Genomic DNA, 23,899 nt, shown 5'->3' with positions numbered 1-23,899 from the left:
GCACATGTCTGTGCTCACTCAGAAGGGCGGCGCGCGCGCCGCCACCCCCGCCGTCGACCTGGGTCCCGCCGTGGCGCTGTCCTGCCGGGAGTGCGGCGAGCGATTCGAGCTCGCCCCGATCTTCGCCTGCGCGTCCTGTTTCGGGCCGCTGGAGATCGCCTACGACCTTCCCAGCGGCGACCCCGAAGAGCTGAGGCGCCGGATCGCGGCGGGTCCGGCCAGCATCTGGCGTTACGCACCGCTGCTCCCCGTGCCCGCCGACGTGGCGGACAAGCCGAATCTGAACCCCGGCTGGACCCCGCTCGTCAAGGCCGACCGCCTCGCCGCCGCGCTGGGCGTCACCGGCGATCTGTATGTGAAGGACGACTCCGGCAACCCCACGCACTCCTTCAAGGACCGCGTGGTGGCCAACGCCGTGGAGGCCGCCCGCGCCTTCGGCTTCACCACCCTCTCCTGCTCCTCCACGGGCAACCTGGCCGGCGCCGTCGGCGCGGCGGCGGCCCGCGCGGGGCTGCGCTCCTGCGTCTTCATCCCGCACGACCTGGAGCAGGGCAAGGTCGTCATGGCGGCGGTGTACGGCGGCGACGTGGTCGGCATCCAGGGCACGTACGACGACGTGAACCGGTTCTGCAGCGAGCTGATCGGCGACCCGGCCGGCGAGCGCTGGGGCTTCGTGAACGTGAACCTCCGCCCCTACTACGCGGAGGGCTCCAAGACCCTGGCCTACGAGATCTGCGAGCAGCTCGGCTGGCGGTTGCCGGACCAGCTCGTGGTGCCGATCGCCTCCGGCTCCCAGCTCACCAAGATCGACAAGGGGCTCAAGGAGCTGATCGCCATCGGGCTGGTCGAGGAGAAGCCCTACAAGATCTTCGGCGCCCAGGCGGCCGGCTGCTCGCCGGTCTCGCAGGCGTACAAGGCGGGCCACGACGTGGTCCGGCCGGTCAAGCCGGACACCATCGCCAAGTCGCTGGCGATCGGCAATCCGGCGGACGGCCCGTATGTGCTGGACATCGCACGGCGTACGGGCGGCGCGATCGAGGACGTCACGGACGAGCAGGTCGTGGACGCCATCCACCTGCTGGCGCGCACCGAGGGCGTCTTCGCGGAGACCGCGGGCGGGGTGACGGTCGGGGTGACCAGGAAGCTCATCGAGTCCGGCGCTCTCGACCCCTCGCTGACGACGGTCGTCCTCAACACCGGTGACGGTCTGAAGACTCTGGACGCGGTGGAGTCCACCGCTCGTCCTTCCGCCATCATTCGTCCGAATCTTGACGCGTTCCGAGAGGCTGGCCTCGCATCATGAGTGTTACCGTCCGAATCCCGACCATTCTGCGCACGTACACCGGCGGTAAGGCGGAGGTCGCCGCCGAGGGCGAGACGCTCGGTGACGTGCTCGCCGACCTCGACCGGAAGCACCAGGGCATCGCCGGCCGGGTGCTGGACGACGACGGCAAGCTGCGGCGATTCGTCAACGTTTATGTGAACGACGACGACGTCCGCTTCACGGAAGGTCTGCGGACGCCGACCCCGGACGGCGCGGGCGTCTCGATCATCCCGGCCGTCGCGGGCGGCTGACCGCCCCGCCTTCACAGCGACTCCACGACCGCCTCCCGCGACCCGGTCGCGCGGGGCGGTCGGTCGCGAGCGGGCGCTAGAGTGGCCCTCGTCTCATCGCGTAATTGTGCCACCCGCATATGAATTCTCGTCACTTCGCACTAAGAAGATGATGAAAATTGGTGCACCAATTGTCGGGTTAGCGCTTTTGGGTACGCAAAAAACATTCAACTTTATGCTTTTATGCGGTCTTTGCCCGTTCTGGGTGGCCAAGAATTCCTTCCCGAATGGCCTGTTGCACTGGGCGTCCGTCCAGATACATTCAGCGGCGGTCGACGCGTTCCGGCGCACACCCCCAACCGCCAGGGGGTGGAGTCTGAGAGGTCTGACCCGGGCCCGCGAAGTGCGGTCCCGTGAAAGGGCCAGCAACATGGGGAGTTTGGAATGGCTCAGGGCACCGTCAAGTGGTTCAACGCGGAGAAGGGCTACGGCTTCATCGCGGTAGACGGTGGTGCGGACGTGTTCGTCCACTACAGCGCGATCCAGATGGACGGGTACCGCACCCTGGAAGAGGGGCAGCGGGTCGAGTTCGAGATCTCGCAAGGACAGAAGGGGCCACAGGCCGACATGGTCCGAGTGAGCGCCTGAACCGCCGACCGTACCGCTTCACGTCCCAGGGCCCGCACCCGATCAGGGTGCGGGCCCTGGCATGTGTCCCGCTCGCCCCCCGGTCCGCTCTCCCGCCCTCGCGGCACCCGGCGTCACCCTCCGATGCGCTTGCACTCGAAGGGGGAGAGTGCTAATCATTGGGCATTAGCACTCTGCAGGTGAGAGTGACAGAAGTAAGGACCGGTTCGGTGAGGTCCACAGGCCGGGCGGGGCAAGGAACCGCCAGGTCGGGGGCCGTCCGTCGCGGGCGCCAGCGCGGTCCGGAGCAACCCCACGCCGGTTTGGGAGGACCACTTCACATGGCCAAGATCATCGCGTTCAACGAGGAGGCGCGGCGCGGCCTTGAGCGCGGGATGAACCAGCTCGCCGACGCCGTCAAGGTCACACTCGGCCCCAAGGGCCGGAACGTCGTGCTGGAGAAGAAGTGGGGCGCCCCCACCATCACCAACGACGGTGTGTCCATCGCCAAGGAGATCGAGCTGGAGGATCCCTACGAGAAGATCGGCGCCGAGCTGGTCAAGGAAGTAGCCAAGAAGACGGACGACGTGGCCGGTGACGGCACGACGACCGCGACCGTCCTGGCGCAGGCGCTGGTCCGTGAGGGCCTGCGCAACGTCGCCGCCGGCGCCAACCCGATGGCGCTGAAGCGCGGCATCGAGGCCGCGGTCGAGAAGGTCTCCGAGGCCCTGCTGAACCAGGCCAAGGAGGTCGAGACCAAGGAGCAGATCGCCTCGACCGCCTCCATCTCCGCCGGCGACACCCAGATCGGTGAGCTGATCGCCGAGGCCATGGACAAGGTCGGCAAGGAAGGCGTCATCACCGTCGAGGAGTCGCAGACCTTCGGGCTGGAGCTTGAGCTCACCGAGGGCATGCGCTTCGACAAGGGCTACATCTCCGCCTACTTCGCGACCGACATGGAGCGCATGGAGGCCGAGCTGGAGGACCCCTACATCCTCATCGTCAACTCCAAGGTCAGCAACGTGAAGGACCTCCTTCCGCTGCTGGAGAAGGTCATGCAGTCGGGCAAGCCGCTGCTGATCATCGCCGAGGACGTCGAGGGCGAGGCCCTGTCCACCCTGGTCGTGAACAAGATCCGCGGCACCTTCAAGTCCGTCGCCGTCAAGGCCCCGGGCTTCGGCGACCGCCGCAAGGCCATGCTGGGCGACATCGCGATTCTCACCGGCGGCCAGGTGATCTCCGAGGAGGTCGGCCTCAAGCTGGAGAACGCGACGCTCGACCTGCTGGGCCGCGCGCGCAAGGTCGTCATCACCAAGGACGAGACCACGATCGTCGACGGCTCCGGTGACAGCGAGGCCGTCCAGGGCCGGGTCAACCAGATCCGCGCCGAGATCGAGTCCTCCGACTCGGACTACGACCGCGAGAAGCTCCAGGAGCGGCTGGCGAAGCTGGCCGGCGGCGTGGCCGTCATCAAGGCCGGTGCCGCCACCGAGGTGGAGCTGAAGGAGCGCAAGCACCGCATCGAGGACGCGGTGCGCAACGCCAAGGCCGCCGTCGAGGAGGGCATCGTCGCCGGTGGTGGCGTGGCCCTGCTCCAGGCGTCCAGCGTCTTCGAGAAGCTGGAGCTGGAGGGTGACGAGGCCACCGGCGCCGCCGCCGTCCGGCTGGCCCTGGAGGCCCCGCTGAAGCAGATCGCCGTGAACGCCGGCCTTGAGGGCGGTGTCGTGGTGGAGAAGGTGCGGAACCTGACCCCGGGCCACGGCCTCAACGCCGCCACCGGTGAGTACGTGGACATGCTGGCCGCGGGCATCATCGACCCGGCCAAGGTCACGCGCTCCGCGCTGCAGAACGCCGCCTCCATCGCGGCGCTGTTCCTGACGACCGAGGCCGTCATCGCCGACAAGCCGGAGAAGGCGGCTGCCGGTGCGGGCGACGCGGCCGGCGGCATGGGCGGCGGCATGGACTTCTGAGTCCGCGCCACGCCTCGCCGGCTCCGCCGGACAGGTGAGGAGGGCGGCACCCCCCGGATGGGGGGTGCCGCCCTCGTCGTTGTCATGCGTGGTGCGTGATGCGGAAGATCAGAGGTAGATGCCGAGGCTCTCCAGCAGGGCGACAAAGGCGTCCACGGTCGGCTGGATACCGAGGTCGACCTCCACCGCCGAAGCCGAGCCGGCCGACCCCATCACCGCGACGGCGGTGAGGATTCCGACGGTGGCGGCGGCCTTGACTCCGAAGCTACGCATGTTTCGCAAGGTGTCTCCCTTTCACTGTGGGGGTTGAGCGAGACATCTGACACGATTGTCCGCTGGTGTTACCAGTGGATGAAATAAGCCATGATCGCAGCAGCAAACCACCCATTCGGTGGACGTGCGTCTACTGACACTGACGTATCGGCCAGGTGGCGCAAAACCTAACCCCGGTCCGCCGCCGAGAGCGCGGCGCGCAGATGGCCGCGCGATTCCGTGAGCAGCCGGTCGGCCGTCGGCGCGTCGACGCCGCCGAGGATGGTGAGAATCGCGTGCTTCACCTCGCCGCCCGTCGCCGTCAAGGCGGACTCGATCACCCCGTCCGGCGCGCCGGTCGCGAGGCGCACGATGCGGCGCGAGCGGGCGCGGAGCTTCTCGTTGGAGGCGCGGACGTCCACCATCAGGTTCCCGTAGGTCTTGCCGAGCCGGATCATGCTGATGGTCGAGATCATGTTGAGCACCAGCTTCTGCGCGGTGCCCGCCTTCAGCCGCGTCGAGCCGGTGATCAGCTCGGGCCCGACGACCACCTCGATGCCGTGCTCGGCGGCGGCGGCCAGCGGCGAGCCGGCGTTGCACGACAGTCCGATGGTGAGCGCCCCGCGCGCCCTGGCGTGCTCCACCGCGCCGACCGCGTACGGCGTGCGCCCGGAGGCCGAGACGCCGACCACCACGTCGTCCGGCGTCACACCGTGCGCGTCCAGGTCGGCCGCCGCCAGCGCGCGGCTGTCCTCGGCGCCCTCGACGGCCGACACCATCGCCTCCGGGCCGCCCGCGATCAGGCCGATGACCTCCTCGGGCGCGGTGTTGAACGTGGGCGGGCACTCGCTGGCGTCCAGCACCCCCAGCCGGCCCGCCGTGCCCGCGCCCAGATAGAACAGCCTTCCGCCGCGCGCCAGGCGCTCCGCCGCCGCGTCGATGGCGGCGGCGATGCGCGGGAGCTGCGCGGCCACGGCGCCGGGGACGACGGCGTCCTCGGCGTTCATGGCGCGGGCGATGTCGAGCGTCGAGCGCTGGTCGATCTCGGCCAGCTCGGGACGGTGTGCCTCGGTCGTCAGCGATTCGAACTCGGTGGACATGCGGAGCGGCTCTCCGGTGGGGGGTGATGGCGGCTGCTTCAGCGGCGTTCCCGTGGTGCGTGGCGGTGCGCCAGCGCCTCGTAGCTGGCGTGCAGCGCGGGGGCGGCCGTCTCGTAGGTGCGCTGCGCGACACCGATGAACAGGCAGTCCACAACCAGGAGTTGGCTGGTGCGGCTGGACATGGCGGCCGGGCGCAGCTCGCTCTCGCGGGCGGTCGAGGTGGTCAGCACGTGGTCGGCGTAGTGCGTGACCTCGCCGTCCGGGCGGCCGGTGATGGCGATGGTGGTGGCGCCGTGGTCGAAGGCGGCTCGCAGCGGCTCGATGACGTCCACCGTGCGGCCGGAGTGGGTGATGGCGACGGCGACGTCCCCGGTGCGGAGCTGGACCGCGTTGGTGACGGCCAGGTGGGGGTCGGAGTGCGCGTGGGCGATCAGCCCGATGCGCAGCAGCTTCTGCGCCAGGTCCTGGGCGACGAGCGAGGAGGCGCCGATGCCGTAGACGTCGATGCGGCGGGCGGCGGCCAGGGCGGTGACGGACGCTTCGAGCTGGGCTATGTCCAGCGCGCCGGCCGTGTCGGTGAGGGTCTGGCGCTCGTCCTGGGTGAGCTTGGCGACGACGTCCCCGAGCGGGTCGTCCACCGAGATGTCCGCCGTGACGGCCGGGGCGGCGCCCGACGCCTGCTGGGCGGCGAGCCCGGCGAGGGCCAGGCGCAGGTCCCGGTACCCGGGATAGCCCAGGAGGCGGGCCGTGCGCACGACGGTGGCCTCGCTGGTGCCGGTGCGCTCGGCGAGACTGGTGACGGTGAGCGCGGCGCAGCCGGCCGGGTCGCTGGCGACGGTCTCGGCGACGCGCTGCATGGAACGGGTCATGGAAGGCGCCATGGTTCGCACCTTCGCGGCCAGCGCGCCCGGCTCGGGTGGAGCGGGCCGGGGCGCGATGGCGACGGGACGGGGTCTGCCGGCCCGGCGGGTGAAATTTTCCTTCATCGCTTTCCTCACAGGTGAAACGTATTTTCGAGCGCGAGGTCCGTCAAGCTCTCCGGGCCGCTCGGACGAGTCGGGGATGTCCGGTGGCTCTGAGCCTTCGGTGTTCTGGTCCAATGGTCGGTATGGAACAGCCGACTCCGGAAGACGCCGTCCACCGTGGCAGGGCCCTGGTGCTGGCCGATCTGGCCGCCGACCAGGTGGCCGGGCCGGAGGAGGTCTCCCTCCTGGAGGAAGCAGTTTCCCACCGGCGCTGGTGGTGCGACCAGTGGCCGGCCGGGGCGGCCTTCGTGCCGGGGTTGCTCGCGCAGGACATGCAGGACGCGCTGCTCGGCCGGCGCGGGCGCTGGCCGTTGTGTCCGTTGTGCGGGGGAGACGACCCGCACGCCCTGGAGGTGGAGCCGGAGTTGGGGGAGGACCCGCACTGGGTCTGCGGGGTGACCGGCCAGGTCGTGGCCGCCGTCGGCTCGCTGGCGAGGGCCCGCCGGTGACCGTGTACATCGATCCGCCCACCTGGCCGGGGCACGGCCGGATGTGGTCGCACCTGGTCAGCGACACGTCGTTCGCCGAACTGCACGCCTTCGCCGCCCGGTTGGGGGCGCCGCGCCGTGCCTTCGAGCGTGACCACTACGACCTGCCCGCCGAGCGGTACGCGGACGCCGTCGCGCTGGGCGCCGTCGAGGTCGGCAGCCGCGAGCTGGTCGCCCGGCTGCGGGCGGCCGGGCTGCGGCGGCGCAAGCGGCGTCAGCGCACGTAGACCCCGGCGCGGGCGGCCTCGGTGGCGGCCTCGGCGGCGCGGTCCGCGCTGTCCTCGTCCAGCGGCCCGCCGCTCGCCAGCAGCCGGTAGTAGAGCGGTGCCGAGACCGCCCTGATCACCTCGCGCGCGTCCGTGCCCCCGGGCAGCTCGCCGCGCTCGACGGCGCCTTCCACGCAGGGTGCCCACTCGTCGACGCGGACCTCGTAGAACCGGTGCAGTGCCTCGGCGGTGCGCTCGTCGCAGGTGGCGGCGGCGATGACCGCCTTGAAGAGCGCGCCCTGCCGGGGGTCGGCGAGGGCGCGCCGCACCAGGCGGGCGTTGGCCTTGAGGTCGTCGAGCAGCGCGCCGGACTCGTCGCGGGGCAACGGCTGTTCCGCCATGTCGAGCAGCAGATCGGCGACGAGCCCGGTGACCGTGCCCCAGCGGCGGTAGACCGTCGTCTTGCCCACCCCGGCGCGGCGCGCCACGTCCGCGAGGTCGAGGTGGGCGAAGCCGCGCTCGGCCAGGGCGTCCCCGGCCGCGTCGAGGACGGCCGCGCGCACCCGGGCCGTGCGGCCTCCCGGGCGTACGGTGCCGGGCCCGGCCGACTCCGCCGGGTCTTGTGCGTCGTCAGTCATCAAAGGCTCTCCAGTCCCGCGTCGATGCTGGTGCGTGTGCTCGCGTCAGATCAACGGGTCTCCCGTTGTCCTCAGTTCCTCCCCGGAGGAACCTCCATGTCCGCGCTCGCTCCCGCCGCCCCACCACCAGCAGACGCGAACGGGGTGGGACACCTGACCACCCGTCAGCGGCTCGTGCCGGTCCTCCTGTCCGGGGGCCCGGCTCAGGCTCGCCCTGGACTTCTCGATCCTGGACGTGGCCCTGCCGGTCCGCGGCGCCGGCCTCGGCTTCTCGCCGGCCGCGTTCCTGGCGACCGCGGCCGTCACCCGCGCCGGGCTGTCGCCGCCGTTCACCGTCTCCTTCAGCGATGGCGTCCAGGGCGGCGCGCATCGCACGGGAATACGCATGGACGCGAGCGCGTTTGGCCCCCCGTGTCCGCTCCCTCCGAGACCTCCGGTTCCTCGTCCCTGCCCGTCGCCGTATACGTGCTTGGTGCCGCCGTATTCGCCCTCGGCACCTCGGAGTTCATGCTCTCCGGGCTGTTGCCCGATGTCGCGGACGATCTGGACGTCTCGATCCCGACCGCCGGACTGCTGATCTCCGCCTTCGCCATCGGTATGGTCGTCGGCGCCCCGCTGCTGGCCGCCGCCACCCAGCGGCTGCCCCGGCGGCAGGCGCTGCTCGGGCTGCTCGCGGTCTTCGGCGCCGGGCACGTCGTCGGAGCGGTGGCGCCCGGCTACGCGCTGCTGTTCGCGTGCCGGGTGATCAGCGCGCTCGCCTGCGCGGGCTTCTGGGCGGTGGGCACCGCGGTCGCCATCTCGCTGGTGTCGGCCGACGCCCGCGCGCGGGCCATGGCGGTGATGCTGGGCGGGCTGAGCATCGCCAACATCGCCGGCGTACCGGCCGGCGCGCTGCTCGGGCAGCACCTGGGGTGGCGGTCGGCGTTCTGGGCGGTGGCGCTGCTGACCGCCCTCGGGCTGGCGGGCGTGCTCGCGTTCGTGCCCCGGGGCGTCGGCGCCCGGGACGCGGCCCGGCGGCCGAGGCTCCGCGCCGAGCTGGTGATGTACCGTGACCGGCAGGTGTGGCTGGCCATCGGCACCATCGCGTTCTTCGCCGCGGGCACCTTCTGCTTCTTCTCCTACCTCGCGCCGCTGCTCACCGACGTCACCGGGCTCGGCGAGGGTTGGGTGCCGGTGGTGCTGGTGCTGTACGGGATCGGGGCGCTGACCGGCACCCTCGTCGGCGGGCGGCTCGCCGACCGCCACATGTTCGGCACGCTCTACACCGGCCTGGGCGCCGCCACCGCGGCGCTGGCGCTGATCGCGCTCACGGCGCGGAACCCGGTGGCCGTCGTCGCCCTGTCCGGACTCCTGGGCCTGGCCGCCTTCGTCGGCGCGCCGGCGCTCAACGCCCGCATCTTCGTCCTGGCGGGGGCCGCCGCTCCGACCCTCGCGGGCGCCACGGTGACCTCGGCGTTCAACACCGGGAACACCATCGGCCCTTGGGCCGGCGGCGTGGTGATCAGCGTCGGCCTCGGCTACGCCTGGACGGCCGGGCTCGGTGCGCTGCTGGTTCTCGCGGCGCTGGCCGGAGCCTGGCTCCAGGACCGCGAGGCGCGGCGTGGCTCACGAGCCGTCGCGGGCGGGCGTCCCTTCGCCGGTGCACTCCCGCGCAAGAAAGTGTCGACCCAGAGCTAACGACTCCGGCCCGCCGCTGCGGCATGCTCGACAACGAGCCGCCGAAGTAGGAGCGGACGGGCGAGGCGGCACTTCGGTGTCGTCCAGGCCCACCGCCCTGGGCCCCGGGGACTGACCATCCCCGGTGGCCCGCGGCTCGGCCGACTGGCCGGCGCGTCGAATGAACGGGGGCGATGCGCCGGTCCCCTAGGGGGAAGGGAGCGGAAGCGGCGGACACGGCCGCTTCCGCTCCCTCACGGTGCGTCGCTCCCTCACGGTGCGTCGCCTGCCCGCCTGCCCGCGTGCCCGCGTGCCCGCGTGCCCGCGTGCCAGCCTGCCCGGCGCCCGCGTGCTCCGGTCAGGTCCGCACGGCGCCGAGCGTCTGCTGCCGGAAGTCCCGGGGCGGAACGCCGTACGTCGCGCGGAACGTGCGGCTGAAGTCGGCGGCGTTGGGGAAGCCCCAGCGGGCGGCGATGGCGTGGATGGGCATGCCGCGCAGCGCCGCGTCGGAGAGCGCCCGGCGGATGTGCTCCAGGCGCTGCCGCCGGATGAACGCCGCGACCGTGGTGCCCTCCGTCTGGAACAGCTTGTGCAGATAGCTCACCGAGATGTGGTGCGCGTCGGCGACGGTCTGCGGGGAGAGCTCCGGGTCGGACAGATGCTCCTGGATGAAGACGCGGATGCGCAGGATCAGCGTCCTGGCGCGCGACTCGGGCGTCACCGCGTCCTCGCCGGCCAGCAGATGGCCGAAGAGCGCGGACACCAGGTCGACCGCCACGGTGCCGAGCCGGGGCCCGTCCGCCGGGCCGAAGGAGTCGGCGTCCGCCGTCAGCCCGCTGAGGAACTTCTCCAGCAGCGCGCCGAACCCCTCGTCGACGGGCACCCGCCGCCCGAAGAGCCGTTCCACCCTGGCGGGCGGCAGCGCGAGCATGGACTTGGGCACGATCATGCACAGCGACTGGTACGGCTCCCCGCCCGCCGGCACGTGGAAGGCGGACATCTCGACGCGCGCCGGATCGTGCACGTACAGGCCGCCCGCCGGGGACACCGCGGAGACGCTGTTCCGCTCGGTCCACTCGGTGCGCACGATGCCGTTCTGGACAAGGGAGATCTGGTAGATGTCCGAGCCGCTCGCGAAGGGCGAGGTCGGGGTCCGGTGCACCTCCATCGGGAGGAACCGCTTGTGGGACACCTGCACGGCGCCCAACTGGAGATACCGCTCGTGCGCCCAGTAGTCCTCGGCGTGTTCGCTTCTCGCGTCGTAGAACTCCCGCACCATCCCCCGGAAGCGCTCGAAACGCTCCTCACGTGGCAGATCGTCGCTGCGGAACGCGGTCTCGATCATCTCTGGAGCAAACCCCCTTCGGCTGGACGCGCGCGCAACTCGCGTTGAGCACCCGTAAAGGCAACGCCTCGGCGCCGCGTAAAGCTTCCCTGCCGTACTGGACGGGCGCGAGGGGCTTTCGCGTTCCCGCGACCAGTGCACTCCCGCGCAAGAAACTGTGGACTCGCTGCTAAGGACTCCGCCTCGCCGGTCCGCCATCCTCGGAGTGTGCCGCCGGGAGGCGGCTCGGCCTTCGCGGTGACCGACGTGGAAGGCCGGGGAAGAGGTGGCGTGTTGGCAGCACTACGGCCCTTCAGCGAGTTCCCGGGGCCGGCTTCCTCTTTCGCGCGGAACAGAGGTGCACATGGACGGGTCGGCGCGTCGTTGACAACGGGGGCGATGCGTCGGCCGTACAAGGGGAGGGGAGCGGAAGCGGTGGACTCCCGCGCTTCCGCTCCCCACCACTGCGGGCGCCGCCCGTCGTGTCGTGCCTTCTCAGCCATCGGACCCCAGAGCGTGTTGTCGGTAGTCGCGGGGCGGAACACCATACGCCGCTCGGAAGGCCCGGCTGAAATCCGCCGAGTTGGCGAAGCCCCAGTGTGTGGCGATGGTGTGGATCGGCGTGCCCCGCAGCGCCCTGTCGGTGAGGGCGTGACGCGCCCGTTCCAGGCGCTCGTGGCGGATGAACGCCGCGACCGTGGTGTCCTCGGTCCGGAACAGCTTGTGCAGATAGCTCACCGAGATGTGGTGCGCGTCGGCGATGGCCTGCGGCGTCAAGTCCGCGCTGGTCAGGTGCCGTTTGATGAAGGCCCGGATGCGCAGGGTCAGCGCCCGCGATCTGCTCTCGGGTGGGAGTGCGGACTCGGCCGCCAGCAGGCTGCCGAAGAGCGCGGCGACCAGATCGACCGCGACCGTGCCGAGCCTGGGCCCGTCGTCGGGGCCGAACGACGCGCTGTCGGTGGTCAGCTGGCGGATGAACATGGTGAGCATCGCGCCGAAGCCGCTGTCCACGGGCAGCCGTTCGCCCAGCAGCCGGTCGACCTTGTCGGTCGGCAGCGTCAGCAGCGACTTGGGAACGCTCAGCCCGATCTCGTGATACGGCCGTGCCTCGTCGTGCGTGCGGAAGGACACCGAGCGCACGCGGCTGATGTCGTGCACGTACAGCCCGCCGGGACTCGTCGAGAAGTCCCCGTGGGTGAAGGCGGTGTGCACCACGCCCTGGACCGGGAAGACCAGCTCGTAGGTGTCGGGGACCGGGGCCGACTCGGAGCGGGACACCCGGGTGAGGTCCATCGGCAGATAGGACTTGGTGCCCAGCTGCACGGCGCCCATCGGCAGGAAGCGCTCGCACGCGAAGAAGTGGTCGGCGTGGTCGCTGGTCAGCTCGAAGACGCCCCGATAGCGGCCATGGCAGTAGTCGAAACGTTCACTCCGGGGCAGATCGTCACTGTGGAACCCACGCTCGACCATGCCGACAGCAAACCTCCTCCGGGTACACGCCCGGTCAACTCCGGATAAACGTCTCGTGTGACGTCGGCTCGGCACCGTGAACCCTGCCCAGCCGGGAGGAGTTGACGCTCTTCGCGGTCAACCGGTCAGCAGCCGCAGCTCTCCACGCAGGTTGAAGCGCGCCGTGGTCTCCCAGTGTTCCTTCCCGTACGGGGTGCGGAACAGGTGCGGCAGCGCGAGGAGATGGCGCAGCACGACCGCCCGTCCGGCGCGGAAGTCCTCGTCGGTCACGAAGCCGTACTCCTGGCGGACCTCGGCCGCGTACGCCGCGTACCGCGCGGGCGGTCCGGCCAGCACGGCGAGGTCGGCGTCGCACAGGGCCGCGCCGTTGGCGTCGCCGTCGGCCGGGTCGTGCGTCGCGGTGAGCCGCACCAGCCGCGCCACCTCGTCGCGGCGGGCCCCGGGCGGCAGCAGCCGTTCGGCGAGCAGGGCGGACCGCTCCTCGTTGTCCGAGGCGTACGGGTCGTATACGGCGTCGTGGAACCAGGCCGCCAGGCCGACCGCGGTGTCGTCCTCGGCGCACCCGGCCAGCTCGTCCAACCGCCCGAGCACGGCCCGCAGATGGGACACGGTGTGATAGCGCCGATGCGGCTCGTCCCACCGCGCGAGCAGCTCCTCCCCGACTCCGCGGGCACCGGGCCCGGCGAGGGCGGTGAAGCGGACGAGGAGGTCGTTGTTGTCCTGGGGGGACGCAGCTGCCGGCATGCGCCCATTGTCACCCCGGCGCCCGGACCGCGCCCGGCGCGTACCCGGCGCGCGCCCGGCGGCTCAGTGCCGTGCCCGCCGCGCGGTGGCTCAGTGCCGTGCCCGCGCGCCGGGGAGCGGGGCCCTCGGTCTGCCGGTCGCCAGGGCGAAGCGGAGCGCCGCCAGGCAGATCATCGTCGCGGCGAAGGTCGCGAAGCCGGCCCAGCCGGCGCTGTCGTAGGCGGCCTGGCCGACCGCCGCGCCGAAGGAGCCGCCGAGGAAGGTGGCGCCGACGAAGACGGTGTTGGCGCTGCTCCGGTCCGTCGCCGCCTCGCCCAGCACCCGGGCCTGGTTGACCGACTGGGCGAGTTGGATGCCCAGGGTCAGCGCGAACATGCCCACCGCCAGCCCCACGATCGTGCCGCCCGCCGCCGCCAGCAGGGCCACCGCTGTCACCGCCAGGCCGAGGCCGGCCCCGATGACGGTGGTGCCGCCGTACCGTTCGGCCAGCGGGCCCGCCAGGGGTGTGAGCGCTCCGGCGGCCAGGCCGACCAGGCCGGACAGGCCCGCGGCGGCCGTCGACCAGTCGAACGCCGGGCCGGTCAGGCGCAGCACGATCACGGCCCAGGCCGCGATGAACACCGAGAACCAGCAGAACTGCAGTGCGCACGCCTGCCGCAGCACCGGTCGTTCACGCAGCAGCCGGGGCAGACCCGCCAGCAGCGCGCCGTACGAGGCGGCGTGGCCGGCCGGGGGCCGGGTGCCGGGCAGCGCCGGGCGCAGCAGCAGGGCGGTGGTGGCGGTGGCGACGGCCGCGCCCAGGTAGACGGCCCGCCAGCCGGCCGCCTCGCCGAGCAGGCCGCCCAGGACGCGGCTGCCGAAGAGGCCGAGGTACAGGCCGGCGGCGAGGGTCGCGACCGTGTGCCCGGCCCGGTCCGGCGGGGTCAGCCGGGTGGCCAGCGGGATCAGGATCTGCGGCACGACCGTGCACGCGGCGGCGGCGAACGAGGCGGCCAGCAATACCGGCAGACCGGGCGCGGCGGCGGCCACCACGAGGCAGCCGGCCGCGGCCAGCAGCAGGACGGTGACCAGGCGGCGCGGCTGGACCACGTCGCCCAGCGGCGCCAGCAGGATGATGCCGGTGGCGTAGCCGAACTGGGCGAGGGTGGCGACCAGTCCGGCGGCCGGCTCGGAGATGTCCAGGCTGTCGCCGATGACCGTGACCAGCGGCTGCGCGAGGTAGAGGTTGGCGGCGCCGACGCCGCATGCCACGGCGAAGAGGACGATCAGCCCGCGCCGCGCGGCGGGTATGGCAGGCGAGGGCGACCGCGTCATGAGGTGAGCTGAGCCCGGAGCACGGCCTGGTCGAAGTAGGCGCGGGCCTCGCTGATCAGCCCCTGGCCGTCGAGCTCGAAGACGTTGATGCCGGACCAGCTGACCGGGCGGCCGGCGGTGGTGAGGGCCGAGCCGTGCCAGGCGACGGCGACCGCGTCCCCCGCGGTGTGGGCCTGGAGCGGAGTGAGGCCGAGGAACGGGCTGAAGCCGGACAGAACGTCGGCGAAGAAGGCGTGTATCGCCTCGCGCCCCTCGATCGGGGGCTGGCCGACCGGGTCGTGGAACAGGGCGTCCTCGGCGAAGGCTGACGCCCACGCCTCGGCGTCGGCGGCGTGGGAGGCGGTGAAGAACCGCAGGACGGAGGCGGGCATGGCGGGCATGGGCACGGCGGTGCGCTCCTCGGGATTCCTACAGAGGATTCCTAACCATTTGGTTTAATCCTGGCCCATCCTCTGCCGCAACTGGCATCAAAGTCAACTGGTTAGTTAGATTGGGGTCATGCCGTACGACGCCGCGGCCACCCGCGCCAGGATCATGGAAGCCGCCACCGCCGAGTTCGCGGAGCGAGGCATCGACGGCGCCCGCGTCGACCGCATCGCCGAGCGCGCCGGAGCGAACAAGGCGTCCATCTACAGCTACTTCGGCAACAAGGAGCAGCTCTTCGCCGCCGTCCTCGAACGCCAGATGGGCGAGCTGATCGAGGCCATCCACATCCGCCCCGAACGGGTCCCCGAGTTCGCCGGCGAGCTGTTCGACCACTACCGCGCCCACCCCGAGCTGCTGAAGCTGCTGCTCAACGAGGCCCAGTTCTACGGCGCCAAGCACTCCTCCGAGGACCCGGTGCGCATCGCGCACTACCAGGTCAAGACCGACGCCCTGGCGGCCGGCCAGCGTTCCGGCCACATCACCGCCGACCTGCCGCCGGCCCACCTGCTGATGCTGCTGATCGGCACCGTCGCCTGGTACTACGCCGTGCCCCAGGTCGCGGCGGCGCTGCTCGGCGACGGCGACGACCCGGAGGTCGTCGCCGCCTACCGCGCCTCCGCCGTCGAGGCCGTGCGCCGCATCATCACCCCGCTGCCAGCTGAGGGGGCAACGGAGCCGCGTGCACGATCGTGAGCCCGGACACCGCACGGGTCAGGGCCACATACAGGCGGCGCAGCCCGGTCCGTTCGTCCGGTTCGTGGTCCACCACGGCCGCCGGGTCGTCCAGCACCACGTAGTCGTACTCAAGACCCTTGGCCAGTGAGGCCGGCACCAGCGTCAGCCGCGCCTCCCGGGAGGTCTCCTCGCCGGGCGCGAGATGGCTCAGCCCGGCCGCCGCCAGCGCGTCCGCCAGCGCCCCGATCCGGGCGTCCGCCGCGATCAGGCCGGTCGACCCCTCGTGCGCCAGCGCCTCCCGGCAGGCCGCCACCACCGCGTGGTCGAGCCCGGCCGGGTCGGGCACCCGCCGCACCTCCAGCGAACCGGCCGCCTCCCGGATCGACGTCGCCTCCGACAGCTCCGGCGCGATCGCCGGCAGCAGCCGCGAGGCGTACGCGATGACCTCGCGCGGCACGCGGAAGCCCCGCGTCAGCTCCTCCACCACCGCGTCCGGCTTGCCCAGATGGGCCAGCGCCGCCGCCCAGCTCTCCGTCGCCCACGGCGTCGTGCCCTGCGCGATGTCGCCCAGCACCGTCGCCGAGCCGGTGGAGCACCGGCGGCCCACCGCCCGGTACTGCATCGGCGACAGGTCCTGGGCCTCGTCCAGCACCACGTGCCCGAGCGACCCGGTGCGCTCGATCAGGTCCCGGGCCTCGTCGATCAGCACGGTGTCGGCCGGTGACCAGCGGGCCGACGCGACCCCGCGGGCCGGCTTCTCCCACCGGATCTCCTCGCGCTCCTCGGGGGTGAGGAGGCCCGCCGACTGCTCCGCCAGGAAGTCCGCGTCGGACAGCAGCCGCAGCACGAGCTTCGCCGGATCCACCAGCGGCCAGATCTCCTTCACCGCCGCCTTCACCGCGGGCGTGCGGGCCACCGCGTTCTGCGTCCGGTCGTCCGGCGCCTCGCCGGCCTGCTCCATCCGCACCAGCACCGCGTGCGCGACGCGCTGCGGCAGCGCCTCGCGCGCCGAGCCGTACCGGATGTCGCGGGCCAGCAACTCCCGGACGATCTCTTCCAGTTCATGCACGGGAACCCGCCAGTGCCGCGAGCCGCGCACCACCACGACCGGCTCGCGCGGCATCCGCACCCCCGACCGCACCGCCCGCCGCAGCACCTCGGCCATCCGCGCGTCACCCTTGATCCGCGCCGCCGTCGCGCTGTCCGCGCCCCGGACCGGGACGTGCCCCACCAGGTCGTCCACGGTCGCCTGCTTGACCTCCAGCTCGCCCAGCGCGGGCAGCACCTGCTCGATGTAGCGCAGGAACGAACGGTTCGGCCCGATCACCAGGGTGCCGCTGCGCGCCAGCCGCTCCCGGTGGCTGTAGAGCAGGTACGCCACCCGGTGCAGGCCGACCGCCGTCTTCCCGGTGCCGGGCGCCCCCTGCACGCAGACCGTGCCGCCGAGCGCGGCGCGGACGATCTCGTCCTGCTCGGGCTGGATCGTCGCGACGATGTCCCGCATCGGGCCGACGCGCGGGCGTTCGATCTCGCGCTGGAGGAGGGCGCTGGTCCTGGCCTCCTCGGCCGGATCGGAGAGGTGCTCGTCCTCGTACGCGGTCAGCTCACCGCCGTCGTAGCCGAAGCGGCGACGCAGCCGCACGTCCCGCGGGTCCCGCTTGGAGGCCCGGTAGAACGGCTGCGAGACGGGCGCGCGCCAGTCGATGACCATCGGGTCGCCGTCGGCGTCGTGGACATGGCGGCGGCCGATGTAGAAACGGTGGCCGCTCTCGCCCTCCGCGTCGAGGTCGCGCAGGTAGTCCAGCCTGCCGAAGAACAGCGGCGTTCCGTCGAGATCGGCCAGGGACTTGATCCGCAGGTCGATCTCGGAGCGCAGCACCTGGGCGTTGACCCAGTTGGCGGTGACGTCCTTGATGTCGAGTGCCTCGGCATCGGCGCGCATCGCGCGCAAGGCGGCGCGGGAAGCGGCCAGATGAGCGCGCTCGGCGTCCAGGGGGGAGTGGGCGGGCACGACGAAGCCTCCGTTGCTGCGAAACGGGTGAGGAAACGCCGCCCGGTTGCCGTCCGGCCGGCTCCGGTCCGAAACGGCCGGAGGCAAGGCACGGGAGCCTAGGCGCCCCCGGAACGGCCCGCAAACGGTTTTCCCGGCGCCCCGGCGCCCCGGCGGCTGTCCGGGGCCAACTGGGGAGATGTCGCGAGATATTTATAAGGAATATGCCAACTTTGTGTTCCTTGTGGGTCGCAAGTTGCATAGCCTGTGCTCCCCGCCGCATATGAACGGCAGTCACACACAGGGGGGAGCCTCATGCCCGGGATAGAACAGTGTCTGGTCGACGCGATGGCTCTGCCCGGGGCGCGGGGCGCCGCGGTGGTCGACTGGACCAGCGGACTCACCCTGGGCACGGTCGGCGGCTCGCCCAACAGCGACCACGACACGGCTGCCGCCGAGACAGCGGAACTCGCCCGTATGGCCGCCGAACAGACCACGTTCATCCCCGAACCCGCCGACGCCGACAGCCCGGACGCGGCGATCCCCGTCGAGGACATCATTGTCACCACCCGAACCGGCTATCACATACTGCGTTTTGTCGAGACGCCCTTCGACAGCAGTGTCTTCATCCACCTGTGGCTCGACCGGCACGAGGGGAACCTGGCCCTCGCCCGCATCCGCCTGCGGGCCCTGGCCGAGAACCTGGTGCTGGCATGACGGGTGAGGCCGCCCCGACGCTCGACCGGCTGGCCGCGGAACAGGCCACCGGCGCGCTCCTGCGCGACACCGGGACGCTCTATTTCGCCGACGGTCAGGTGGTCCACGCCGAGAGTCCCGCCACGCCGGGGATCGATGTTCTCCTGCTCAAGAACGGGCGGCTCCCGGCCGAGCGCTGGCGCATGGCCATCGACGAGGCCGGAGCGCGCTGCCAGGTCGGCAGATTCCTCGTCGACAATGGTCACCTGGGCAGCGGCGAACTGGAGATCTGCCACCTGAACACCCTGTTCGACGCGGCGTACTTCGCTCTGGCGCCCGGTGGCGGACCGGCCCGCTTCCGCCGCGGTGTCAGGCACTGGCTCGGCCCCGTGCGACCCGTACGGGCCGAGTCCGTCGAGCGGGAGAACCGCCGCCGCCGAGAACTCCTCGCCAGGCTGTGGCCGTATCCGCAGATCGACATGGCGCCCGTGGTACGGCGTCCGGTCGCGGGCGCCGCCGTCCTCAGCCAGCGTCAGCGGGCCGTGCTGGCCCTCACCGACGGGGTCCGTACCCCCAACGGGATCGCCTGGGTGCTGGGCCGTCCGGCGTTCCACACCCTGGTCGACGTGCGGCGCCTCGCCGCGGCCGGGCACATCGAGACGCCACGCGCACCGGCCCCTCAAGCCCTTCCTCCGCGTCCCGCCCATGTCCCGGATGTCTTCGCCGACCCCACTCCGGCTTTGCTTCGCCGACTTCGTGACGCCTTGGAGGCAACACTGTGATCCCCGAGCCCGTCCGCACGGCGCCCGCGCCGTCATGAGGCGCGTTCTGAGACAGCGCGCCGAAAGGATCAGACTCATGGCCGTGGAGGCTGAGGTACTCGAAGAACTGAAGCAACTGCGGGCGCGGCTCTCGTACGTGACCGGTGCCCTGGCAGCCAGCGTCGATGGGCTCGTCCTCGCCCATGACAGCGACACAGCCGAGGCGGAAGGCATCGCCGCGCTCACCGCGGCCGCTCTGGGGGTGGCGATGCGGCTGACGGACGTCACCGGACAGGGAGACTTCCGCGAACTGCTCGTGCGGGGCGAGCAGGGCTACGTCGCCACCTACGCGGCCGGCACCGCAGCGGTCGTCACCGTCCTGGCTGAGCCACGCACCAACGTTGGTCGGCTGCACTTGGAGGTCCGCCGGTCGAGCGCGCGCATCGGAGATCTGATCGATGCCGCGCGCGACCGTCCGGAAGCGCCTTGACCCGCGGTCACCACTCCCCCCCGGGACACCGTGTCCCGGGCACCGGGAAGCACACCCAATCGAAAGGAACCACCGATCATGGCCAACCTCGAAGCCTCATTGAAGGAAGCGCTGACAGCCATTGAGGGCAGCATCGGGGCCGCCGTCGTCGACTACACCAGCGGGATGGCCCTGGGTACGGTCGGTGGTGGCAAGGAGCTGGACCTGACGGTCGCCGCCGCGGCCAACACCGACGTCGTCCGCGCCAAGGTGCGCGCCATGGAACTCCTCGGCCTCAAGGACGAGATCGAGGACATACTGATCACCCTGGGGAGCCAGTACCACCTGATCAGACCGCTCCCCGGGCGCGCGGGCGCGGGCCTGTTCTTCTACCTGGCGTTGGACAAGGGCCGGTCCAACCTCGCGATGGCCCGGCACCAGCTCCGGAAGATCGGGCAGGAGCTGACCGTCTGACGGATAAGGGTCCCCGGCGGCACCGGCCTCGTTCCTCATGGCCGGTGCCGCCGGCGGCGTGGCGGGAGACCCATCCCGCCGACGCCGAGCGGGTTCCGCGGTGGCTTCGTCCGGGCGATATCGACTGGCGGAGCTCTTGATATCAAGACCGTGGGTCCCCTCCGCGGAGCCGAACAGATGCGACCCGCCACGCCATGATGTGCGAGTGGTACAGCCGCTCGCGGCGCGGGATCGCGCCTTTCTCCCCGTGAGGGGCCATGTCGCACGTGGCGACGATCCTCAGCTTGTACTCCGCCGGGGAAGTCCGCCGTTTCGGGCGCGGCGCCGGTCCTGGTCGGGGTTGGTGGTAGCGGCCATGCCGGGGTCTGCTCCTGTCTCGCCCCTCCAGACCGTCCCGGCACACCGGGCGTCTCGGCCGAGCGCGTTCGGCCCGAGCGTTGGTGCTGGGTAGATCCTGGTCGGTCCGGGTCTGTGAGGACTCTTCTATCCGGTCGGCCGTCGCAGCACGGTCACGCCGCGTGGCGTGAGGGCGAGTGGACCTCCGGGGGACCGCGTGCCTCCGGCCAGCACGTCGCCGGTGACGTCCGGGAGCGTGACCGGCTCGTCGGTGCGGTTCACCAGGAACCAGTAGTCCGCGTCGCGGCCGGCGCGGACGGCGAGTTCGACCCGGCCGCGGGCGTTCGGGGGCAGCTCGCTGTTCACTCCCGCCTTCTCGCACAGCCGGGTGAGGAGGGCGGGAAGCTGCTGCGGGCCGAGCCGGGTCGAGATATAGGAGGCCGAGCCGCCGCCCGCCGGGCGGCGGGTGATCGCGGGCCGCCCGGCGCGGGCGCCAGTGGCGTAGCGGGCGAGCACGTCGACGGTCGGGTCCGTGACGGTGATGTCGTCGGTCCACAGCGTGCCGGTGGCGCCGTCATCGAGCTGGACGGTCTCCTTCTCCAGCAGCGGGGCGAACTCCTCGATGCGGATGCCGAGCAGGTGCCGCAGGGGGCCGGGGTAGCCGCCGAGCCAGACGTGGTCGTTCTCGTCGACGATGCCGGAGAAGTAGGTGGTGACCAGGTGCCCGCCGCCTTCCACATAGCGGGTCAGCTCCTTGGCGAACGGCTCGGGTAGCACGTGCAGCACGGGTGCGACGAGGAGGTCGTAGCCGTCCAGGGAGGTGCCGCGCGGGATGACGTCGGCGCGCACGCCCAGCGCGAGGAAGGCGGAGTACCAGTCCAGCGCCTCCTGGTGGTAGCACAGCAGGGAGGTGGGGTGGGAGTCCTGCTCGCTGGCCCACCACGACTCCCAGTCGAAGAGGATCGCCGCTCGGGCCGGCCGGCGCGCCGACTCCGCGACCGGGGCGAGGTCACGCAGGGTGCGGCCGAGTTCGGTGACCGAGCGGAACACCTCGCTGTCGGGACCGGCGTGCGGGACCATGGCGGAGTGGTACTTCTCGGCGCCGGCGGCCGACTGGCGCCACTGGAAGAAGCAGACGGCGTCGGCGCCGTGGGCCACGTGCAGCAGGGAGTCGCGGGCCAGCTCGCCCGGTTCCTTGGCCCGGTTGACGGGCTGCCAGTTGACGGCGCTGGTGGAGTGCTCCATGAGGAACCAGGGCCGTCCCCCGGCGAGGTTGCCGGTGAGGTTGGCGGAGAAGGACAGCTCGTCCAGGGCCTGCGCCCGGGGGACGACGTAGTGGTCGTTGGAGACGAAGTCGACCTCGGCGGCCCAGTCGGCGTAGTTCATACCCTTGGCCGCGACCACCATGAAGTTGGTGGTGGCCGGTACGTCCGGGGTGATGGCGCGCAGGATGTCGCGTTCGGCCCGCAGGTAGTCCTTCAGGGCGTCGGAGGAGAAACGCTTGAAGTCGAGCTGCTGGGTGGGGTTGGGGTGGGTGGCCGCGAGCCGTGGCGGGAGTATCTGGTCCCAGTCGGTGTAGCGCTGGGACCAGAAGGCGGTGCCCCAGGCGTGGTTGAGCGCGTTGAGATCGCCGTATCGGGTGCGCAGCCACTGCCGGAAGGCGCGGGCGGCGTCATCGGAGTAGTCGTAGACGTTGTGGCAGCCGAGCTCGTTGGAGATGTGCCAGGCGACCAGGGCGGGGTGGTTCGCGTAGCGCTCGGCCATGACCGTGACCAGCCGCAGCGCGTGTTCGCGGAACACCGGGGAGGTGGGCCGCCAGTGCTGGCGGGCCCCGGGCCACAGGACGCTGCCGTCCGAGGTGACGGGCAGGATCTCGGGGTGTTCGGTGGTCAGCCACGGCGGAGGTGAGGCGGTGGCGGTCGCCAGGTCGACGCCGATGCCGCCGGCGTGCAGCAGATCCATCACCTCGTCGAGCCAGGCGAAGTCCCAGATATCGCGCTCGGGCTGGATACGCGCCCAGGAGAAGATCGCGAGGGAGACGATGGTGACGCCGGCCTCGCGCATCAGGCGGATGTCCTCGTCCCAGACCTCGCGTGGCCATTGGTCCGGGTTGTAGTCGGCGCCGTAGGCCAGCCGCGGTGCGGTGTCGTCGGCGTGCCGGCGCAGCCAGCGTGGCGTCGAGACGCGGGACATCAGATTCTCCTTGGGTGGTGGGTGACGGATGCGCCGGCCGACGAGGGGCTCAGGGCGGCGCCGGGGAGGGCCGTGGGGCGCGGTCCCCCGGGACCGCTCGGGTCCCGGGGAGCCGTGGGGCCGATCTGGCCCGGCTTGGGCGACGTGCCTTGAGGCCGGCTAGTCGCGGACGTCGAAGCCCTGTTGGCCGCCGTACTCGATGCTTTCCGCCTGCCAGGCGGCGAGCCCTTCGGCGAAGGTCGTGTGGGAGACATACGCCTGGCCGACGGTGTCGTTGAAGATCGAGTTGGCATATGCCTGATAGGGCAGCCACGACCAGTCCTCACGGATGTTCGCGGCGGATTCGGCGAAGATCTCGTTGGCCCGCTGGCCGCCGAAGTACGCGAACTCGGTGGCGAGGAACTCCTCGGAGTCCAGGATCGCGGTGGCGGCCGGGAAGGCACCGGCGTCGACGCGGGTCTGCACTCCGTCGCCCGCCAGGGCGTAGTCGAGGAAGGCGTAGGCAAGCTCCTTGTTGTCGCTGGCCGAGGGGATGGCGAGCGAGCTGCCGCCCATTTCGGCGCTCGCGTTCGCGCCTTCCTCCCACTGCGGTGCGGGGGCGACCCGCCACGAGCCGGCGCCGTCCGGCACGCCCGACTCCAGGTTGGGCGGCATCCAGGCGCCCATGACGAGCGTGGCGATGCTGCCGTCGTTCAGGCCCTGGTACCACTCGTCGCTCCACGCGGTGATGGGCGCGAGCAGGTCGTCGTCGACGAGCTGCTGCCAGGTCTCGGCGAACGCGGTGGAGCCCGCGTCCGTGAAGTCGACCGTCACCTCGGTGCCCTCGACGGTGTAGGGCCGACCGCCCGCCTGCCAGATCATGCTGGTGCTGAGGGGGGCGTCCCCGGTGTCGGCCCCGATGTACACGTCGGGGTCCGCCTCATGCAGCGCGCGGCCCGCCTCGACGTACTCCTGCCAGGTGGTCGGGACCTCGATGCCGTGCTCGTCGAAGACGTCCTGGTTGTAATAGAGGGCGATCGGCCCGAAGTCCATGGGCAGTCCGTGGATGCCCTCGCCCTGGTGGACGGCGGCCCAGGGACGCGGGGCGTAGGCGCCCTCCAGATCGGCGGCTCCCATGGACGTCAGGTCGGTGAGCGAGTCGGAGATGGCGAACTGGCTCAGCGCGTAGTACTCGATGTGCACCACATCGGGCACACCGGATCCGGCCGATATCGCGTTCTGCAGCGCGGTGTACTCGGTGGTGTTGACTCCGGCGTTGACCAGGTTCACCTTCACGTTCGGGTACTCGGCCTCGAAGTCCTCCACGACCTGTTCGAGGGTCGGCTCCCAAGCCCACACCGTGATCTCGCCGCCCTCCGCCAGGGCCGCCCGTACGTCGTCCGGCGACGCGCCGCCGTCCGACGCGCCGCCGCCGGAGGAGCCGCACGCCGTCAGACCGAGCAGCAGAACGCATGCCAGGCCGGCGCCGCGTATGAAGGGGCGTGCTGTCGTCATCATGATGGTTCTCTCAC

The 23,899-nt window shown here is 71.5% G+C and carries 24 protein-coding genes; 12 read left to right on the top strand and 12 right to left on the bottom strand.

Features of this window, described 5'->3' with window-relative positions; translation table 11 throughout:
• Positions 1-4 precede the first annotated feature (4 nt).
• From thrC to groL, 4 genes are all read left to right on the top strand, one after another.
• Positions 5-1,303 (top strand): threonine synthase, encoded by a 1,299-nt coding sequence (gene thrC, locus OIE51_RS11700; RefSeq protein WP_326597523.1) that lies wholly within the window; start codon positions 5-7, stop codon positions 1,301-1,303.
• Positions 1,300-1,575 carry a ubiquitin-like small modifier protein 1 gene (locus OIE51_RS11695; protein ID WP_326597522.1) on the top strand — a complete coding sequence of 92 codons (276 nt, stop codon included), beginning with the start codon at positions 1,300-1,302 and terminating at the stop codon, positions 1,573-1,575. Before thrC ends, OIE51_RS11695 begins: the two co-directional genes overlap by 4 nt.
• Positions 1,576-1,998: 423 nt before the next feature.
• Positions 1,999-2,202: a cold-shock protein gene (locus OIE51_RS11690; protein WP_010035953.1), complete on the top strand. Its 204-nt coding sequence runs from the start codon at positions 1,999-2,001 to the stop codon at positions 2,200-2,202.
• A gap of 320 nt (positions 2,203-2,522) precedes the next feature.
• Entirely contained in the window at positions 2,523-4,151 is a 1,629-nt protein-coding gene (gene groL, locus OIE51_RS11685) for a chaperonin GroEL (RefSeq protein ID WP_326597516.1), read from the top strand.
• 108 nt (positions 4,152-4,259) lie between these two features.
• On the opposite strand, the gene OIE51_RS11680 is transcribed toward groL, so the two are convergent.
• From OIE51_RS11680 to OIE51_RS11670, 3 genes are all read right to left on the bottom strand, one after another.
• Positions 4,260-4,424 (bottom strand): hypothetical protein, encoded by a 165-nt coding sequence (locus OIE51_RS11680; protein ID WP_326597514.1) that lies wholly within the window; start codon positions 4,422-4,424, stop codon positions 4,260-4,262.
• Positions 4,425-4,591: 167 nt separating this feature from the next.
• On the bottom strand, positions 4,592-5,503 hold the full coding sequence (murQ, locus tag OIE51_RS11675) for an N-acetylmuramic acid 6-phosphate etherase (RefSeq protein WP_326597513.1): 912 nt from the start codon (positions 5,501-5,503) through the stop codon (positions 4,592-4,594).
• 38 nt (positions 5,504-5,541) lie between these two features.
• Complete coding sequence (locus OIE51_RS11670) at positions 5,542-6,489, bottom strand: MurR/RpiR family transcriptional regulator (protein WP_326600605.1); 948 nt, start codon at positions 6,487-6,489, stop codon at positions 5,542-5,544.
• Positions 6,490-6,611: 122 nt separating this feature from the next.
• Here OIE51_RS11670 and OIE51_RS11665 point away from each other — a divergent pair, with 122 nt between their 5' ends.
• Together OIE51_RS11665 and OIE51_RS11660 are read left to right on the top strand one after the other, a co-directional pair.
• The gene (locus tag OIE51_RS11665) at positions 6,612-6,977 is read left to right on the top strand and encodes a hypothetical protein (RefSeq protein WP_326597512.1); all 366 of its coding nucleotides are present in this window, start codon (positions 6,612-6,614) and stop codon (positions 6,975-6,977) included.
• Entirely contained in the window at positions 6,974-7,243 is a 270-nt protein-coding gene (locus tag OIE51_RS11660) for a DUF4031 domain-containing protein (RefSeq protein WP_326597511.1), read from the top strand. Before OIE51_RS11665 ends, OIE51_RS11660 begins: the two co-directional genes overlap by 4 nt.
• Here the strand turns inward: OIE51_RS11660 and OIE51_RS11655 are convergent.
• The gene (locus tag OIE51_RS11655) at positions 7,231-7,860 is read right to left on the bottom strand and encodes a TetR/AcrR family transcriptional regulator (protein ID WP_326597510.1); all 630 of its coding nucleotides are present in this window, start codon (positions 7,858-7,860) and stop codon (positions 7,231-7,233) included. The two genes, OIE51_RS11660 and OIE51_RS11655, sit on opposite strands and share 13 nt — an antisense overlap.
• A gap of 447 nt (positions 7,861-8,307) precedes the next feature.
• Here OIE51_RS11655 and OIE51_RS11650 point away from each other — a divergent pair, with 447 nt between their 5' ends.
• Positions 8,308-9,537 carry a Cmx/CmrA family chloramphenicol efflux MFS transporter gene (locus tag OIE51_RS11650; protein WP_326600604.1) on the top strand — a complete coding sequence of 410 codons (1,230 nt, stop codon included), beginning with the start codon at positions 8,308-8,310 and terminating at the stop codon, positions 9,535-9,537.
• Between the two features lie 337 nt (positions 9,538-9,874).
• Here the strand turns inward: OIE51_RS11650 and OIE51_RS11645 are convergent, their stop codons facing one another.
• The 5 genes from OIE51_RS11645 to OIE51_RS11625 all read right to left on the bottom strand — a co-directional run bounded on the left by OIE51_RS11645 (position 9,875) and on the right by OIE51_RS11625 (position 14,748).
• Positions 9,875-10,861, bottom strand: a complete 987-nt coding sequence (locus OIE51_RS11645; RefSeq protein ID WP_326597509.1) for a helix-turn-helix domain-containing protein — start codon at positions 10,859-10,861, stop codon at positions 9,875-9,877.
• Positions 10,862-11,335: 474 nt separating this feature from the next.
• Complete coding sequence (locus tag OIE51_RS11640) at positions 11,336-12,310, bottom strand: helix-turn-helix domain-containing protein (protein WP_326597507.1); 975 nt, start codon at positions 12,308-12,310, stop codon at positions 11,336-11,338.
• 117 nt (positions 12,311-12,427) lie between these two features.
• Positions 12,428-13,054: an HD domain-containing protein gene (locus OIE51_RS11635; RefSeq protein ID WP_326597506.1), complete on the bottom strand. Its 627-nt coding sequence runs from the start codon at positions 13,052-13,054 to the stop codon at positions 12,428-12,430.
• 90 nt (positions 13,055-13,144) lie between these two features.
• Positions 13,145-14,368, bottom strand: a complete 1,224-nt coding sequence (locus OIE51_RS11630) for an MFS transporter (protein ID WP_326597504.1) — start codon at positions 14,366-14,368, stop codon at positions 13,145-13,147.
• Positions 14,365-14,748 (bottom strand): nuclear transport factor 2 family protein, encoded by a 384-nt coding sequence (locus tag OIE51_RS11625; protein WP_326600603.1) that lies wholly within the window; start codon positions 14,746-14,748, stop codon positions 14,365-14,367. The genes OIE51_RS11630 and OIE51_RS11625 overlap by 4 nt, the downstream gene beginning before the upstream one ends.
• Positions 14,749-14,866: 118 nt before the next feature.
• Between OIE51_RS11625 and OIE51_RS11620 the strand changes: the two genes are divergently transcribed.
• Positions 14,867-15,487: a TetR family transcriptional regulator gene (locus OIE51_RS11620; protein WP_326597502.1), complete on the top strand. Its 621-nt coding sequence runs from the start codon at positions 14,867-14,869 to the stop codon at positions 15,485-15,487.
• On the opposite strand, the gene OIE51_RS11615 is transcribed toward OIE51_RS11620, so the two are convergent.
• Positions 15,438-17,480, bottom strand: a complete 2,043-nt coding sequence (locus OIE51_RS11615) for a HelD family protein (protein WP_326597501.1) — start codon at positions 17,478-17,480, stop codon at positions 15,438-15,440. The genes OIE51_RS11620 and OIE51_RS11615 overlap by 50 nt on opposite strands.
• 294 nt (positions 17,481-17,774) lie before the next feature.
• On the opposite strand from OIE51_RS11615, the gene OIE51_RS11610 reads away from it, so the two are divergent.
• The 4 genes from OIE51_RS11610 (at position 17,775) to OIE51_RS11595 (ending at position 19,859) form a co-directional block, all read left to right on the top strand.
• Entirely contained in the window at positions 17,775-18,176 is a 402-nt protein-coding gene (locus OIE51_RS11610; RefSeq protein WP_326597500.1) for a hypothetical protein, read from the top strand.
• Positions 18,173-18,937 carry a transcriptional regulator gene (locus tag OIE51_RS11605; RefSeq protein ID WP_326597498.1) on the top strand — a complete coding sequence of 255 codons (765 nt, stop codon included), beginning with the start codon at positions 18,173-18,175 and terminating at the stop codon, positions 18,935-18,937. The genes OIE51_RS11610 and OIE51_RS11605 overlap by 4 nt, the downstream gene beginning before the upstream one ends.
• Positions 18,938-18,971: 34 nt before the next feature.
• A complete protein-coding gene (locus tag OIE51_RS11600; RefSeq protein ID WP_326597496.1) occupies positions 18,972-19,406 on the top strand; it encodes a roadblock/LC7 domain-containing protein in 435 nt (144 codons plus the stop codon).
• 78 nt (positions 19,407-19,484) lie between these two features.
• Entirely contained in the window at positions 19,485-19,859 is a 375-nt protein-coding gene (locus OIE51_RS11595; protein WP_326597494.1) for a hypothetical protein, read from the top strand.
• A gap of 483 nt (positions 19,860-20,342) precedes the next feature.
• Here the strand turns inward: OIE51_RS11595 and OIE51_RS11590 are convergent, their stop codons facing one another.
• On the bottom strand, positions 20,343-22,388 hold the full coding sequence (locus tag OIE51_RS11590; RefSeq protein WP_326597492.1) for a beta-galactosidase: 2,046 nt from the start codon (positions 22,386-22,388) through the stop codon (positions 20,343-20,345).
• 159 nt (positions 22,389-22,547) lie between these two features.
• The gene (locus OIE51_RS11585) at positions 22,548-23,885 is read right to left on the bottom strand and encodes an ABC transporter substrate-binding protein (RefSeq protein WP_326597490.1); all 1,338 of its coding nucleotides are present in this window, start codon (positions 23,883-23,885) and stop codon (positions 22,548-22,550) included.
• Between the last annotated feature and the right edge of the window lie 14 nt (positions 23,886-23,899).

This window comes from Streptomyces sp. NBC_01803, assembly GCF_035917415.1.
Taxonomy (GTDB): domain Bacteria; phylum Actinomycetota; class Actinomycetes; order Streptomycetales; family Streptomycetaceae; genus Streptomyces.
Note: the sequence above shows the minus strand (reverse complement) of the source record. Positions and strands in the feature narration are given on the sequence as shown.